Below are 15098 nucleotides of genomic sequence, written 5' to 3' on the forward strand. Positions count from 1 at the left end.
CTCAGGCACTGGCAGCCGGCGCCACTTCGCTGCCGCGGTCGAGGAGCCCCGACCGCCGCAATGCGAACAATGCCGCGGCACACACCAGCCCAATACCGGTAAGCGATACCCACAGCAAGGCAGGCGTACCGTGCTGCTGGCTGTAGCCGAATATCGATCCGGTCAGCAGATTCCCCGCCAGAATGCCGACACCGACGATCGTGTTGTACAGCCCGTAGTGAGTGGCAACTAGCCGGTGACGCGCCAACCTGACGACGGTGTCCATCTCGAACGGGAAGGTCGCGATAGTGCCCACGGCCAGCAGGGCCGCCGCCAGCAGCAGCGCAGCGATCGCCGGGACTGATCCGGCCACTGCCCCCGTGGGGAGCAGTATCAGCGGCACAAAGGCTGCCGCGATGACCAGCATCCCGAGCACCAGGCTGCGACTGGGGCCGAACCGCGCGGACAACCACCCGGTGAGCCGCACTTGCCCGGCGATAGCCACCAGTCCGGAAACCACGAAGATGCCTGTCACCAAAACCGTTTCGGATTTCTTGTCGCTGGTCAGCAGCGCCGCCTGGAACGGCAACGCCAGGTACACCTGGAATGTCAGCACGTACGAGCCGATCATGGCGCCGGAGAACAACAGAAAGGCCTTGTTGGACACCACCGAGCGCCAGTCGGCGAGTACGGGCTGTCTGTCCGCATCCTGCTCGACGCGGTTCGGCGGCAGCGCCATCAATTGGATCACCGTCAGCACCGCGAAAACCGCTGCGGCGACGGCGCACGTGATCCGAAAATCCCACGCCGTCAATGCCAGACCGACGATCGGCCCGAAGAGGATTCCCGCCTGGTAGAAGACGTTGAAGACCGCGAACGCCTCCACCCGGCGCTCCCCCGAATCCGCCGCCAGGTAGGCGCGCACCGCAGGATTGAAGAGGGCACCCGCGAAACCCGTTGCCGCCGAGGCGATCAATATCGCCGGTAGAGAGCCGACGAAGGCCAGCATCAGGAATCCGGCAGTGCGCAACAGACATCCGGCCACAATCAGTGGCTTGTATCCGAATCTGTCGGCCAGGGTGCCGCCGACCAGAAACATGCCTTGTTGGGAGAAGTTCCGGACGCCCAGCACCAGCCCGACCATCCACGCCGCCAAACCCAATGGCCCGGCAAGGTATCCGGCGAGGTACGGCATCAGCATGTAGAAGCCCACGTTGATGGCGAATTGGTTCACCATCAGGATCTGGCTGGGGCGATCGAAAGACCGGAACTGCCGGAAGGTCTCGATCACGCGGGGCGTCCTATCGGGTCGATCACATGGGTCAGCCTGGTCCATCGGTCTACCACCCGATCCGACGGATCGTCGATCACATCGGGATCCTGCGCCGGTGGGCGATCCAACAGGTCGTGGTCACGGCAGTAATCGTCATCGTAAATGGTGCCGTGGTAGCGCATCGGGCCGTCGGGGAAGATGGCGGCGACGCGCGATTCGGGCGCCGACGTTCGCGCTACCCACCCCGCGACCAATGCCACCGCCCCGACGCTCCATCCACCGCTGGCATGGTAGGTGGAGGCCAGGGTGCGGGCCGCCCACACGGCCTCATTCGGTGCGACCCAATGAGCTTCGTCGAATGCGGTGTAATCGACATTGCCCGGGTAGATGCTCGATCCGAGGCCGCGCATCAGCCGCGAGCTGGCCGGCTGCCCGAATATCGTGGAGCCGATAGTGTCGACACCGACCAGTCGTAGGTTTGGATTATGTTCCCGCAGTACACGTCCCACACCTGAGGAGTGCCCACCGGTTCCCACCGAGCAGACCAGGGTGTCCACGGTTCCGAGCTGATCGATCAACTCTTCAGCGAGCCCGCGATAGGCGTCCACGTTGTCGGGGTTCTGGTATTGATCGGGGCACCACGAATCCGTTTCGGCGGCAAGTATTTCGGCGACACGATCCTTACGTGCCTGCTGCCAGCCCCCTATCGGATGCGGCTCGGTCACGGTGACCACCCGCGCACCATAGGCCGTCAGCATGCTGCTCACGATGGGCTCCAGACCCGGATCGGTGACGAGGGTGACCGGGTGTCGGTAAATGATTCCGGCTAGGGCCAGTCCCAGGCCCAGTGTTCCGCTGGTTGATTCGACGATCATGGCACCGGGCTTGAGTTCTCCGCGCGCCCTGGCCTGTTCGATCATGTGCAGCGCGGGCCGGTCTTTCATGCCGTTGGGGTTATGTCCTTCGAGCTTGGCCCAGAAGCCGGTGCCCGGCGTCGCGAACGGCTCCGATACCCACAGCACCGGGGTGTTGCCCACCAGCGTGTTGGGGTCGTGGAACTTCGGTCCTAAGTGTGTGCAGCTACGACGAGATGACAGAGCAATGCTGTTGTTCATGGAGAATCCCTGCGTGGGGGCCGCACGGCGCGGCCGGGAAGCTGATGACGGCGTGTGGGCATGGCGGAACTCCGCTTTACCCGAGGTGCCGATCAGCGCCGAATGACGCAGAGCTTGGTGAGAATGTCGCGGCCCGTTCGGGCCCCGTGATAGCCAACGGCAAGTGGCGGACCGCGCGAGAGTTGGGCGGCCACGGGCTGGAACACCAGCATGGCGAGAGCAAACGCAGCCAGCACGAAGAGAATCCGCAGTGGATTGAGACCCCTGGCCAGTGCAACCAGCCCGTCCGCGGTCTGACATGCCATCTCATGGACCGCGTTGTCGAGGTGTGCATGGGTAGCCGACGGCCCGTGCCCCTGGAGTGCGGCATGCGTTGCCTGATGGTGCGGCGCCTCACCGCCACCGTGACCGGCGGAAACACAGTGCAAGACCGGCAGGCTCGCGACCATGGCGACCAGGACTGCGACCAGCCACAGCCGCCCACGGCGACTCGTGCGGCGCACTCCGGTCAGCATGACGCGAGGTTAGCACGATTTTACATACCCTCATGGGGTATGTGACCTGATCGCTACCTACCTGTGCTCAGCAGTCCACGTTGACATGCATGACCCGATAGTCCAGTACCTGAACGAGCGGACTCGTGGGATCGGCCGAACGTACGCGCTGCCAGCGATACTCCGACCGCCCCTCACGCACGGAGGTCGCGACACATTCGGCCAGTGGCGCACTGCCGCGACGATTGATGACGACCCTGTCACCCCTGGCCTTCAGGGAGGTGATGACGAGGTCGGCATTCCCAAGGTCTTTGGGACCCGCGTCGGCATGCGGAGCACCAACAGCGAGGAGAGCACCAGCAGCGGCCGCGGCCATACAGAGGCCGCCGAGGCGGTGGAAGATGAGGCGTCCGTACATAACGATTCCCAACGTCTGCGCCACATCGGTGTGGCGAGTCTTCACTGACAGTCCCGACCACTCCCCATCGCCGAAGACGCACGTCGGCGCGGTGGCGTGCGCGTGACAGCCACCCGCACAAGGTGCAGCGACAAGAACAGGGGCACGATCAGCGCCGCCGCCCAGAGCATTCGGAATGCACCGCCGGATCGGATCTTTCCGGCGATCACGTCAAAGATCTGGCTAGAGAAGTTCACGGCTGCCCGCCCCATGCGCTGCCCTACGTCCTCAACTGAGCCGGGCACAGCAGCAGCGGAATGATGTGAGACGACCGGGGGCGCGGCGTCGGCCATCACCGTGCAGTGCAGAACTGGGAGGGCAGCGATCACGCCCGCGGCGAGCAGTGCAATCCATCGCCGTCTCGACTGGCGACGACTCAGCACGTCGATGCCCGCGCAAGAAACAGCCGACACGACGCAGCTTCGCCGCACCGGTTGCAGTTCGCCATCGGACGGCAACACATCGTGACCGTAGCACGCAATTGCCTTTATATACCCCTACGGGGTATATATGACGTCATGACAACGAGCAATTCACCACTGCTTGACCGCCGCGGACTCCTCCGTCTGGGTATGACAGTTGCCGCGGCAGGATTTCTCGCGTCCTGCACCAAGAACTCGCCCGCGGCCGCCATAGCGCAACGCATTAACCCTGATTCGGCCCGAGTCGGCGCAGTGGAAGCTGCCCGGCGGAGCCAGGGGGCTCCGGTCAGACAATTCGCCCTGAATGCCGGACCCGCCCAGATTGACCTTGCCGGAACCCGAGTATCAACATGGGCATACGGAGGACGGGTACCCGGTCAGGAGATCCGCGTCCGCAAGGGCGAAATCCTCCGCATGCAAACTGTCAACAACCTCCCGGCGCCCACCACAGTGCATTGGCACGGGCTCGCCCTGCGCAACGACATGGACGGTGTGCCCGGCCTCACCCAGCCGGAGATCCCGCCGACGGGGGTGTTCGACTACGAGTTCGCAGTGCCCCACGCGGGGACGTACTGGTTCCACCCCCATGTCGGTACGCAAATCGATCGCGGACTGTATGCACCGCTGATCATCGAAGACCCCGACGAGCGCACCGAATACGACGAGGAGTTGGTGGTGGCGCTCGATGACTGGATCGACGGTACCGGCACCGATCCCGACCAAGTGCTCGAAGGATTGCGTGCCAAGGGCATGCCCCCGATGGATCACTCCATGGGTGGCATGGGAATGGACCCGACCGCGCCACTGGGTATGGACGCCGGCGATGTGAAGTACCCCCACTATCTGATCAACGGGCGGGTGGCCGCCGATCCGCAGACCGTCACCTATCGCGCCGGACAGCGGGTGCGGCTGCGCATCGTCAACGCCGGCGGCGACACGGCGTTCCGGGTCAGCATTCCCGGCGTGCCGATGACGGTCACGCACACCGACGGCTTCCCGGTGCAGCCCTACCAGGCCGACACCGTCCTGGTCACCATGGGCGAGCGGGTCGATGCCGTCGTTACCATGCCGGGTTCCTCAGTGCCGCTAGTGGCCGTGCCCGAGGGGAAAAATGGCTTCGCACAATTGATTCTGCGTTCGGGCGATACTCCGGTGCGCGGGCGCGCCGAAGATGCCGCGATGCTGATGATGTCCCAGGTGCCACTGGACACCGCGACGCTCAGCGCTACCCCCGAAGTTCAACTGAGCCAGCGCAACGCGGACGTCATTCACGATGTGCGGTTGGCCGGTCCCGTCGGTAAGTACACGTGGACCATCAACGGCAAGACCTACGACCCGCGCGACGGGCTGCCGGTGCGCGAGGGGCAACGGGTACGTCTGCGTTTCATCAACGACTCGATGATGTTCCATCCCATGCACCTACATGGACACACCTTCTCGGTCCGGGATGCGAAGGGGGCCTTCCGCGCCCGGAAGGACACGGTCCTCGTGGCTCCCATGAAGACCGTCGAGGTCGACTTCGACGCCGACAATCCCGGGCAGTGGCTTACCCACTGCCACAACATCTATCACGGCGAAGCAGGAATGATGGCGGTCGTGTCCTACGTACAGGACTAACGCACGCAGGAGATTCCCGACACACCACGACGTGCCCGGCTATAAGCGACAACTCCGGTTGGTCGGTTAACAATGAGCTGGTGACGAATCGCTGGATGGGGCTAACGATCGACTGCGCGAACCCCGCGCGGCTCTCGTCGTTCTGGGGCGCGCTGCTCGAGCTCACACCCTCCACCGAGCATGGTGATGACCCGGATTGGGCGACGCTAGGCACACGCACCGGCGATCAACCGCGGCTTACCTTTCAGCGTGTGCCGGAGGCGAAGACCTCGAAGGTGCGCCTACATCTCGATGTTGAGGTCAATGACATCGTTGTCGCGCGCGCTGATGTCGAGCGCTTGGGTGGATCCTGGTCGGGCGATCGTCATGACCATGACGAGGGGGTTGTGCTCGTCATGTTCGATCCTGAGGGGAATGAGTTCCGCCTCGTCCAGTTCTACGACTGACGGCAGGTCATACTCCGAACTTGGCGCGCGCCGCGTCGCTGACCGGGGTGAACAGATTGACGAGATTCCCGTCGGGGTCCCGGAACAGCAAGGCGCGATTCCCCCACGGCATTGTTGTCGGCTCGGTGACCACCTCGGTGAGCTGCTGACGAAGCCTGGCATATTCGGCGTCCACGTCATCCACGATGAACTCCAGAATGGCTGTGCGGTTGGCCGCCGGCTCAGCAGATCCTTGCCCGAACAGCGGAACGGTTTTCTCGCTGCCGATCGCCAGCGTGCCGACTGGAGTCGGAATCTCCGCGAAGAGTTCGTTCCCCCAGACCGCCTCTGCTTCGGTGACCATCTCGTAGAACGTGACTAACCGATCGACATCGGCTGTGATGATCCGCGTCGAAACGAATCTCATGGGCAGACCTTCCTGGGGATGCCGCCGACGCTCGGCGGATTGCGCGCTGAGCCAGATGCTAGGTGCGCACCCCGACAAGTCCGGGACACTGGAAGCATCTGATCGAAGAAAGGTCGCCATGAACGACATGGATCTGCGAAGCGCGCTCGAAGCCCACTGGGCAGCCTCCGACGCGAACGACTTCGATACAGAACATCGTCTCTACCGACGTGATGCGGTTCTCGAGTACCCACAGTCCGGTGAGCGAATCCGGGGCCGCGCCAACATTCAAGCCTCGCGCGAAGCGCAACCGGACAAGAAACGGTTCACGGTGCGACGAATCACCGGTGGCGGCGATCTATGGGTCAGCGAGCTCGTCACGACCTACGACGCGAAACCCTTCCATGTGGTGAGCATCATGGAGTTCGACGACGGCGAGGTCGTGCGCGAAACGCAGTACTTCGGCGAGCCCTTCGAAGCGGGGCCATCCCGCCCTCAGTGGGTTGAACCCATCGGGTGATCAGACGTTGAGGCGGAACTCCACCACGTCGCCGCTCATCGACGAGTCGACCTCATCTCGCGAAGCCAACTGTGAGGCCAGCATTGCCCATTGGCGTGATAGGACCAGACATGGTCCAAGTCATCACGGATCTCCACCGTCACCGTATATCGCCACATACGGACTGCCGTCGGATCCGGTTCGAACCGCACGGATATCCCAGCGGCCACTACCCAATCGCTCGGGATGCGTCGAGCCTGCAATTGCCGGACTAACTGTCCGCCGTACTTACGGACCAACGGATCACCATCGAAATCGGCGCACAAATCTAGGTTGATACCGGGTGTCCCAGGCGTGCGGCAAAGCACGCCAATCCCCCACCAGCCAGCGATATCGTTGTTCCGGCTGCTGAAACTGGTCGCGATCCCTCGGCAAACGTCCCGAAGTTCACGACGTCGCGGCATCGCCCCACACCTCCCGCTGAAATGTCGACCTGGGACCTACCGCCGACGGAGCGTGTTCAGTGATCAGACATTAAAGCCGAAACCGACCACGTCGAACTTTATCGAACGAGTTTCCACCAGGTAGGCCGCCACCAGTAGAGGACGGTCATGTCGTCAGGCCAATCTGGCCTCGGCTCGGCTTCCCAAGCCTCGAAACGGTCACGCTCCTCGTCTATTGGCCGCCACCCGGCCTCGATCTCTTCGTCATCCCGCGGCAGGCGCACGTGCCGGATCAATCGGGATTCGCACGAACCAAACTCGCGATAGTTCGCTTGCCCCTCGACCAGCGACACCGTGTTCGCGCCGCCGCTGATGGCTGGCCAACGAAGCTGAACGGCATCGTCTTCCCAGAAACAGATCGGACAGATCTCGTAGTTGCCCGGCGGTCCCGAAGCCGTCAGGTGGCCGCAGCACACGCAGGGATACACCGATGGATGCCTACTACTTTGCCCTTGCTCCTAGACGTTGAAGCGGAACTCCACTACGTCGCCATCGACCATGACGTACTCCTTGCCTTCCATGCGGACCTTCCCCGCAGCCTTCGCCGCGGCCATCGAGCCGGCCTCGACGAGATCCTCGTAAGACACCACCTCGGCCTTGATGAAGCCCTTCTCGAAGTCGGTGTGGATGACACCGGCAGCCTTCGGCGCGGTGTCGCCCTGGTGAATCGTCCACGCCCGCGCCTCTTTTGGCCCGGCGGTCAGGTACGTCTGCAGCTTGAGCGTGTGGAAACCCGCATGCGCCAACGCATCCAGGCCCCGTTCGCTCTGCCCGATCGACTCCAGCAGCTCGGCAGCGGACTCCTCGTCCAGCTCCTGCAGCTCGGACTCGATCTTCGCATCCAGGAACACCGCGTCGGCCGGGGCCACCAGCTGCCGCAGCTGAGCGACCCGCGCCTCATCACCGAGCACGGACTCGTCGGCGTTGAACACGTACAGGAAGGGCTTGGTGGTCATCAGGTTCAGCTCGCGCACCACCGACCAGTCCTGTCCCGTGGAGAACAGCGTCTTGCCGCTGTCGAGCACCTCTTGCGCGGCCTTGGCGGCATCGGCAAGCGGCTGACGTTCCTTCTTGGTCTTGGCTTCCTTCTCCAGCCGCGGCACCGCCTTCTCTAGCGTCTGCATGTCGGCGAGAATCAGCTCGGTCTCGATCACCTCGATATCGGCGGCCGGATCCACCCGGCCATCGACGTGGACGACATCGTCATCGGCGAACACCCGCACCACCTGACAGATGGCATCGCATTCGCGAATGTTGGCCAGGAACTTGTTCCCCAGCCCCGCCCCTTCCGAGGCACCCTTGACGATTCCGGCGATGTCCACCAACGTGACGGTCGCGGGCAGCGTCCGCGCCGAGCCGAATACCTCCGCCAGCTTGTCCAGGCGCGGGTCCGGCAGCGGCACCACGCCCTCGTTCGGTTCGATGGTCGCAAACGGGTAGTTGGCCGCCAGCACGTTGTTGCGCGTTAGCGCGTTGAACAGCGTCGACTTTCCGACGTTCGGCAGACCAACGATTCCCAAGTTCAGGCTCACGAGATGGTGAGTCTACGGACCCCCGCAGATAAGAATGCTCAGGTGACCTTTTCCACCAAGCGGATCTACGAGACTCCCGACCCGTCGGACGGTTATCGCGTGCTGGTCGACCGGCTGTGGCCGCGCGGCGTGAGCAAGGCCGCCGCGCAGGTCGACCTCTGGTTCAAGGACATCGCACCGAACCCCGACCTGCGGGTCCGCTGGCATCACGCCCCCGCCGAGGATTGGGGCACCTACGCCGACGAGTACCGCGCCGAGCTGGCCGCCAACCCGGCGGTGGAGACCGCGCATGAGCTTGAACGCGAACACGGCACCGTCACGCTGCTCTACGCCGCAAAGGATCCAGAGCACAATCACGCGATCGTGCTGCTGGAATTCCTTAGTGGTTAGTCAGTGGCCGATCTCAGCAGGCGATGTCGACGTGCATGACCCGGTGATTCGACAGGATGGAGCCACCCCAGCTGGCTCCCGGCGCATTGATCGACGCCCCGGGCGCCAATAGCCGACCAGGACGGACGGCGGTCGCCTTGCAGTCGGCCATGGGACCGCTACCTACGCGGTTGACCACCACGATGTTGCCGCGTGACTCCAGGTCGGCGATCACGTCGGCGGCGCTCTCCCCATCGGGGCCAGCGTGCGCCGTCGGCGCGGTGAGAAGTGTCGCTGCGACAGCCAGCGCGGATACCGCAAAACGAGAAATCATGGATGCTCCTGTGTAGAACCGCGATATCGCGGCATGACTGATATGAGGTCGGGTTAGCCGACCCCGTCAGCACCGATTCACACAGCCTTTGAGTAGCAGCACCCGGCCACCTCGAGCGATAATTCGTTGCGACCCAGGCGATCCACGTGTCGCCGTGAACAGCAAGAAGACCACCACGAACGCCAGCACCACGAGCATCGCCCCCGCGGGGATACCCCGGCACATCTTGGCGATCTGTACGACCTGCGCGAAGGCATCGACCTGGGGCTCGTGCGCCGGCGAGGCATTCGCCCCATCTTCATCGAGGGCGTGTGCCGTGGCCCCCGATCCTGGCTGACCTACGACGCTTCCAGGGTTGACCCCCACGAAGCACAGCACTGCGGCGACAAGGACCAGCACGGTAACCCTTAGGGGGTAATCGTATGGCCGCATGCCCGCACACTAGCTCACGATTTGCCCCTGTGCCGAGATCTATACACCCGGTGGTTACGAAAAATTAACTTAACGCCCGCTGTCGGGCTCACTGCTCCCGCGGAATGAGGGCCCACAACACCAGGTAGGCCAGGACCTGTGGCCCTGGGAGCAGGATCGACGCGACCGTGAGCACCCGGACGATGGTCACGTCCCATCCGAAGCGCTGGGCGATTGCCGCGCACACCCCGCCGATCATCTTCCCGGCCTGGGGACGTCGCAGTGCAGTAGTCATGTCATCACGGTAGGCCACCGAAACACCGTGGCGCATCGGGGAAGTCCCTGATCTTTTCCTGGTCTTCGCGACTCAGCATTTCAGGTCCACGTAATAGGTTCCGTGATCCAGCGTCTTCTGAACCGACTTGCGGTGAGCGCCGACAGGATGCTCCTCTCGGTACACGGAAGTGCCCTGCCGCACTCCGGTCACCACGCAATCCTCCAATGGCCAAGTACCCGTTCGGTTCAGCATGACGTAATTTCCTTGTTCTTCAAGGGAACTGATCACAGTCTCGGGGTCGCCATAGTCCTGCGGACGCGCATGCGCAACGGCCGACAGTGCCACCGCCGCAATCGGGAACACCACGATGGCACCCAAAGCCTTTGTAAACCACACTGTTTTGGTCATACCCCAACGCTATGAATCAAGATCACGAGCCACATCAGGGATCGCCCCGATCTATCCCTGAACTTGAGCAGACACTCGATGTACGACAGGGCGCCACAGCGGGCACCTAAGGTAACGCGCATGGCCACTGATGCGGCGCAAGATCTGACTCCCCCACCCGGCGTCGAGCTGCTGCGCACCGACCCCGACCTCCCGCCCGTCGGCGTCGTCGACAACCGGGCGCCCTCGCCCACAGCGCGTGTGGTGCTGGTACTGGTGGCACTGCTGGGAGCCTTCGCCTGGACGATGATCGCGCTGTTGCGTGGGGAGCACGTCAACGCGGTGTGGTTCGTGGTCGCCGCGATCTGCACGTACCTGATCGCCTACCGGTTCTACGCCAAGCTGATTGAACGCAAACTGGTCAGACCGCGCGATGACCGCGCCACCCCCGCGGAGGCACTCGACAACGGTAAGGACTTCGTCCCCACCGACCGGCGGGTGCTGTTCGGTCACCACTTCGCCGCCATCGCCGGGGCCGGCCCCTTGGTGGGTCCGGTGCTAGCCGCCCAGATGGGGTATCTGCCCGGAATCATCTGGATCGTGGTCGGCGTCGTTCTGGCCGGGGCTGTTCAGGACTACCTGGTGCTGGTGATCTCGACCCGGCGCGGCGGTCGCAGTCTGGGCCAGATGGCCCGCGACGAGATGGGAACCGTCGGCGGAGTGGCGGCGATGGTGGCGATTTTCGTCATCATGATCATCCTGATCGCGGTGCTGGGCCTGGTCGTGGTCAACGCCCTCGGCGAAAGCCCGTGGGGTGTGTTCTCGATCGCGATGACGATTCCCATCGCACTGTTCATGGGTGTGTACCTGCGCTATCTGCGACCCGGGAAGGTCACCGAGGTCACCGTCATCGGTGTGGCACTCCTGCTCGCCGCCATCATCTCGGGCCGCTGGGTCGCCGAATCGGGCTGGGGCGAAACACTGTTCAGCCTCGACAAGACCACCATCGCCTGGCTGATGATGTTCTACGGATTCGCCGCGTCGGTGCTGCCGGTGTGGCTGCTCCTCGCTCCCCGCGACTACCTGTCAACCTTCATGAAGGTCGGGACCATCGCGATGCTGGCCGTCGGCATCCTGATCGCCCGGCCGGTGGCGCAACTACCGGCGGTCAGCCAGTTCGCCTTCAACAGTTCGGGACCGGCCTTCGCCGGATCGCTGTTCCCCTTCCTGTTCATCACCATCGCCTGCGGGGCGCTGTCGGGCTTTCACTCACTGATCGCCTCCGGTACCACTCCCAAGCTGCTGCAGAAGGAGAGCCAGGCCCGCTTCATCGGATACGGCGGCATGCTCACGGAGTCCTTCGTCGCCGTCATGGCATTGGTCACCGCGGCGATCCTCAATCAGCACTTGTACTTTGCGATCAATGCCCCTACCGCGGCAACCGGCGGTACCGCGGAGACAGCGGCGGCCTACGTCAACGCGCTGCCGATCGGCGGGCCAGACATCACCGGCGCGCAGCTGACCCAAACCGCCAAGGACATCGGCGAGACATCGATCGTCTCGCGCACGGGCGGTGCCCCCACCCTGGCCATCGGAATCTCACACGTCATGTCGGATGTATTCGGCGGCAGCGGTTTCAAGGCGTTCTGGTACCACTTCGCGATCATGTTCGAGGCACTGTTCATCCTCACCACCGTCGACGCCGGTACCCGGGTCGCCCGGTTCATGTTGTCCGACTCCCTGGGGAACCTGGGTGGGCCGCTGCGCCGCTTCAAGGACGCCTCCTGGCGTGCCGGGGCGTGGATCTGCTCGGCGATCGTCGTCGGTGGCTGGGGTTCGATCCTGCTGATGGGTGTCACGGACCCTCTGGGCGGTATCAACACCCTGTTCCCGCTGTTCGGCATCGCGAACCAGCTGCTGGCCGCGATCGCGCTGACGGTGGTGCTCACGGTCACCGTCAAACAGCGGCTCTACACATGGGCGTGGATTCCGGGCATCCCGCTGGCCTGGGACCTGATCGTCACCATGACCGCGTCCTGGCAGAAGATCTTCTCCTCGGACCCGGCCGTGGGGTACTTCACACAGCACCGGCTCTACGCGGCGGCCCGCGACGCGGGTTTGACGACGTTCAAGACCGCCAAGACGCCCGAAGCCATCGACGCCGTGATTCGCAACACGTTGATCCAGGGGACGTTGTCGGTTGTCTTCGCTTCGTTGGTGCTGGTCGTCGTTTCGGCCGGCGCCTGGACATGTCTACGCGCGCTTCGGTCTGGAGGTCTGCCCACGACCGAAGATCCGGCAGTGCCTTCCAGGCTCTTCGCACCCAGCGGCGTCCTGCCCACCGATGTGGAAAAGGAAGTCGAAAAACAATGGGCAGCGCGTGAACTGGCCGCGACCCGGACATGAAGGTGATCAAGGGGCTGGTGTGGTGGTTCACCTCACTCATGGGTGACCACGACTACCAGCGGTACGTCGAGCACCTGCAGCGCCGCCATCCAGGCAATCCGGTGCCCACCGAAGCCGAATTCTGGCGCGCGCGATACGCCGACGCCGACGCGAATCCCGCTGCGCGATGCTGCTGACACAAGCGCGCTGACGGGCACCGTTACCGAACATCCGGCTCGGCACCGGTACCTTTCAACATGTGACAGGTCAACGCGCCCGCTCATCGGTGGAAGCCGATCACCGGTCGGCGCACCCCGATATTCCGGGTGTGCCATGGTGGGGTGCCATCCTGATCGCGGTCGCTGGTACCGCTCTTGGTTTTGCGATTGACGCGATGACCAATGGCGAGAAGCTGACCGGCGCGTTTGCCGGATGCTACGCGGCGGGATGTGTCGTGGCGGTTTTCGCGGTGCGGTACTCATCGATTTTCACCGCCGTCGTGCAGCCCCCGCTCATCCTGTTCGCGAGCATTCCCCTGGCCTACATGGTCATGTCGCAGGCGCCACTATCCGGCGGAAAGTCGACGGCGATCACCATCGGGTACCCGCTGATCGAACGTTTTCCATTGATGATCAGCACGGCGCTGGGCGTGCTGATCATCGGGGTGGTGCGCTGGTACTGGGGGATTTTCACCGGCAGGCCCGCCAAGGAAAAGGCGGCCAAGCCCGCCAGGACGAAGACCACCAAGACCACCAAGGCGAGGTCTTCCGCGCGGACGCGGGTGCAGGCGCTGGTGGATGCCGACGCCGACGCAACCGGTAGGGCCGCGGGAAGTACCGCGCGGACCCGCCGCCCCCGCACTGACGAGGCCGCCACACGCACACGCCACGGACGGCATGAATCTGGAGTCCGTCGCCGTCCCCCACTCGATTCCGAGCCCGTCTCACGGCGGACGTCGGCGGTGGGCACACCGTGGGAGGACGAGCGCCCGATGCGGACCGAACGCCGTCCCGCGCGTCGGGCCCGCGACGAATATGACGAGTACGGATACGAACCGCGGCCCCGCTACCGGGAGCCTCTGGCGGAACCCACACGCGAACCGCACCGCCCGGCGGTCAGGTACCGAGACGAACGCCCGGCAGCGCCACGGCGTCGTCAGGACCGATACGACGACGCCTGGGACTACGACCGCTAGCTAGCGACGTGCCGCCCGCAGCTCTCGCGGCAGCGAGAACACCAGCGTTTCATTGGCCGTGGTGACCGGCTGCACCTCGCCGTAGCCGTACTCCGCGAGCCGATCCAGAACGCCGCGCACCAGTACTTCCGGTACTGAAGCACCCGAGGTGACCCCGACCGTCGTCACATCCTGAAGCCAGGCCGGGTCGATGTCTTCGGCGTAATCAACCAGGTACGAGGCGTGCGAACCCGCGCCGAGGGCAACCTCCACCAGGCGCACCGAGTTCGACGAGTTGCGCGAACCGACAACGATCACGAGCTCACATTCGGGAGCCATCGCCTTCACCGCGACCTGGCGGTTCTGGGTGGCGTAGCAGATATCGTCGCTCGGCGGGTCCTGCAGCGTCGGGAATCGCTCGCGCAGGCGCTGGACCGTCTCCATGGTCTCGTCCACGCTCAGCGTCGTCTGGGACAGCCAAATGACCTTGTTCTCGTCACGCACGGTGACCTTGTCCACCGAGCCGGGACCGTCGACCAACTGCACGTGATCGGGAGCCTCACCGGCGGTGCCGACGACCTCCTCATGCCCCTCGTGACCGATGAGCAGAATGTCGTAGTCGTCGCGCGCGAAACGCTTGGCCTCCTGATGCACCTTGGTGACCAGCGGGCAGGTGGCGTCGATGGTCTTCAGGTTGCGCGCCGCGGCGTCCACGTGGACGGTCGGAGCCACCCCGTGAGCGGAGAACACCACGATGGCTCCCTCGGGGACCTGGTCGGTCTCGTCGACGAAGATCGCCCCGGCCTTGGCCAGCGTGTCCACCACGTAGCGGTTGTGCACGATCTCGTGACGGACGTAGACGGGGGCGCCGTGTTTCTCCAGCGCACGCTCCACGGTCTCGACCGCACGATCGACACCCGCGCAGTAACCGCGCGGCTCAGCCAGCAGCACTCGCTTGCTCGTCGCCGGGCCGACGACGGCGCTCACCATCCCCGGAGTGCCCATATCGACTGCAGCCATGCTCACCAGCTTACGGCCC

20 protein-coding genes are annotated in these 15098 nt (G+C 64.1%); 7 read left to right on the plus strand and 13 right to left on the minus strand.

The annotated features are described in order from the left end of the window. Position 1 precedes the first annotated feature (1 nt). From B4400_RS09560 to B4400_RS09580, 5 genes are all read right to left on the minus strand, one after another. Positions 2 to 1315 carry an MFS transporter gene (locus tag B4400_RS09560; protein WP_078309741.1) on the minus strand — a complete coding sequence of 438 codons (1314 nt, stop codon included), beginning with the start codon at positions 1313 to 1315 and terminating at the stop codon, positions 2 to 4. Continuing rightward, positions 1267 to 2292, minus strand: a complete 1026-nt coding sequence (locus B4400_RS09565) for a PLP-dependent cysteine synthase family protein (protein ID WP_078309950.1) — start codon at positions 2290 to 2292, stop codon at positions 1267 to 1269. The genes B4400_RS09560 and B4400_RS09565 overlap by 49 nt, the downstream gene beginning before the upstream one ends. 167 nt (positions 2293 to 2459) lie before the next feature. Next, positions 2460 to 2882, minus strand: a complete 423-nt coding sequence (gene lpqS, locus B4400_RS09570; protein WP_139361339.1) for a putative copper homeostasis (lipo)protein LpqS — start codon at positions 2880 to 2882, stop codon at positions 2460 to 2462. Positions 2883 to 2949: 67 nt separating this feature from the next. Beyond that, positions 2950 to 3324, minus strand: coding sequence for a hypothetical protein (locus B4400_RS09575; protein ID WP_078309743.1), 375 nt, complete (start codon positions 3322 to 3324; stop codon positions 2950 to 2952). Beyond that, complete coding sequence (locus B4400_RS09580) at positions 3321 to 3779, minus strand: hypothetical protein (RefSeq protein ID WP_078309745.1); 459 nt, start codon at positions 3777 to 3779, stop codon at positions 3321 to 3323. The genes B4400_RS09575 and B4400_RS09580 overlap by 4 nt, the downstream gene beginning before the upstream one ends. Before the next feature lie 57 nt (positions 3780 to 3836). Here B4400_RS09580 and B4400_RS09585 point away from each other — a divergent pair, with 57 nt between their 5' ends. Together B4400_RS09585 and B4400_RS09590 are read left to right on the plus strand one after the other, a co-directional pair. Next, entirely contained in the window at positions 3837 to 5357 is a 1521-nt protein-coding gene (locus B4400_RS09585) for a multicopper oxidase family protein (protein WP_078309747.1), read from the plus strand. A gap of 80 nt (positions 5358 to 5437) precedes the next feature. Further along, positions 5438 to 5803, plus strand: a complete 366-nt coding sequence (locus B4400_RS09590) for a VOC family protein (protein WP_078309750.1) — start codon at positions 5438 to 5440, stop codon at positions 5801 to 5803. Between the two features lie 7 nt (positions 5804 to 5810). On the opposite strand, the gene B4400_RS09595 is transcribed toward B4400_RS09590, so the two are convergent. Then, positions 5811 to 6209, minus strand: coding sequence for a VOC family protein (locus B4400_RS09595; RefSeq protein WP_078309752.1), 399 nt, complete (start codon positions 6207 to 6209; stop codon positions 5811 to 5813). 118 nt (positions 6210 to 6327) lie between these two features. Between B4400_RS09595 and B4400_RS09600 the strand changes: the two genes are divergently transcribed. Further along, positions 6328 to 6708, plus strand: coding sequence for a nuclear transport factor 2 family protein (locus tag B4400_RS09600; RefSeq protein WP_078309755.1), 381 nt, complete (start codon positions 6328 to 6330; stop codon positions 6706 to 6708). Between the two features lie 541 nt (positions 6709 to 7249). Here B4400_RS09600 and B4400_RS25045 read toward each other — a convergent pair. Together B4400_RS25045 and ychF are read right to left on the minus strand one after the other, a co-directional pair. Continuing rightward, a complete protein-coding gene (locus B4400_RS25045) occupies positions 7250 to 7618 on the minus strand; it encodes a CPCC family cysteine-rich protein (RefSeq protein WP_078309757.1) in 369 nt (122 codons plus the stop codon). Between the two features lie 30 nt (positions 7619 to 7648). Continuing rightward, positions 7649 to 8722, minus strand: a complete 1074-nt coding sequence (ychF, locus tag B4400_RS09615; RefSeq protein ID WP_078309759.1) for a redox-regulated ATPase YchF — start codon at positions 8720 to 8722, stop codon at positions 7649 to 7651. A 3-nt stretch (positions 8723 to 8725) separates the two neighbouring features. Between ychF and B4400_RS09620 the strand changes: the two genes are divergently transcribed. Then, positions 8726 to 9112, plus strand: coding sequence for a DUF488 domain-containing protein (locus tag B4400_RS09620; protein WP_078309760.1), 387 nt, complete (start codon positions 8726 to 8728; stop codon positions 9110 to 9112). A 13-nt stretch (positions 9113 to 9125) separates the two neighbouring features. Here the strand turns inward: B4400_RS09620 and B4400_RS09625 are convergent, their stop codons facing one another. The 4 genes from B4400_RS09625 to B4400_RS09640 form a co-directional block, all read right to left on the minus strand. Continuing rightward, positions 9126 to 9425, minus strand: coding sequence for a hypothetical protein (locus B4400_RS09625; RefSeq protein WP_078309762.1), 300 nt, complete (start codon positions 9423 to 9425; stop codon positions 9126 to 9128). A 66-nt stretch (positions 9426 to 9491) separates the two neighbouring features. Then, positions 9492 to 9824: a hypothetical protein gene (locus B4400_RS09630; protein ID WP_078309765.1), complete on the minus strand. Its 333-nt coding sequence runs from the start codon at positions 9822 to 9824 to the stop codon at positions 9492 to 9494. A gap of 121 nt (positions 9825 to 9945) precedes the next feature. After that, on the minus strand, positions 9946 to 10167 hold the full coding sequence (locus B4400_RS09635; protein ID WP_078309769.1) for a PspC domain-containing protein: 222 nt from the start codon (positions 10165 to 10167) through the stop codon (positions 9946 to 9948). Positions 10168 to 10203: 36 nt separating this feature from the next. Continuing rightward, positions 10204 to 10521 carry a hypothetical protein gene (locus B4400_RS09640; protein ID WP_078309771.1) on the minus strand — a complete coding sequence of 106 codons (318 nt, stop codon included), beginning with the start codon at positions 10519 to 10521 and terminating at the stop codon, positions 10204 to 10206. A gap of 120 nt (positions 10522 to 10641) precedes the next feature. Here B4400_RS09640 and B4400_RS09645 point away from each other — a divergent pair, with 120 nt between their 5' ends. The 3 genes from B4400_RS09645 (at position 10642) to B4400_RS09655 (ending at position 14080) form a co-directional block, all read left to right on the plus strand. Further along, positions 10642 to 12906, plus strand: a complete 2265-nt coding sequence (locus B4400_RS09645) for a carbon starvation CstA family protein (RefSeq protein ID WP_078309773.1) — start codon at positions 10642 to 10644, stop codon at positions 12904 to 12906. After that, positions 12903 to 13082, plus strand: a complete 180-nt coding sequence (locus B4400_RS09650; RefSeq protein ID WP_078309774.1) for a YbdD/YjiX family protein — start codon at positions 12903 to 12905, stop codon at positions 13080 to 13082. The genes B4400_RS09645 and B4400_RS09650 overlap by 4 nt, the downstream gene beginning before the upstream one ends. A gap of 62 nt (positions 13083 to 13144) precedes the next feature. After that, positions 13145 to 14080: a DUF6542 domain-containing protein gene (locus B4400_RS09655; protein ID WP_212566642.1), complete on the plus strand. Its 936-nt coding sequence runs from the start codon at positions 13145 to 13147 to the stop codon at positions 14078 to 14080. On the opposite strand, the gene B4400_RS09660 is transcribed toward B4400_RS09655, so the two are convergent. Next, entirely contained in the window at positions 14081 to 15079 is a 999-nt protein-coding gene (locus B4400_RS09660; protein WP_078292878.1) for a 4-hydroxy-3-methylbut-2-enyl diphosphate reductase, read from the minus strand. Positions 15080 to 15098: the final 19 nt, after the last annotated feature.

Source organism: Mycobacterium sp. D16Q13 (genome assembly GCF_002013375.1).
In the GTDB taxonomy this organism is placed as follows: Bacteria; Actinomycetota; Actinomycetes; order Mycobacteriales; family Mycobacteriaceae; genus Mycobacterium.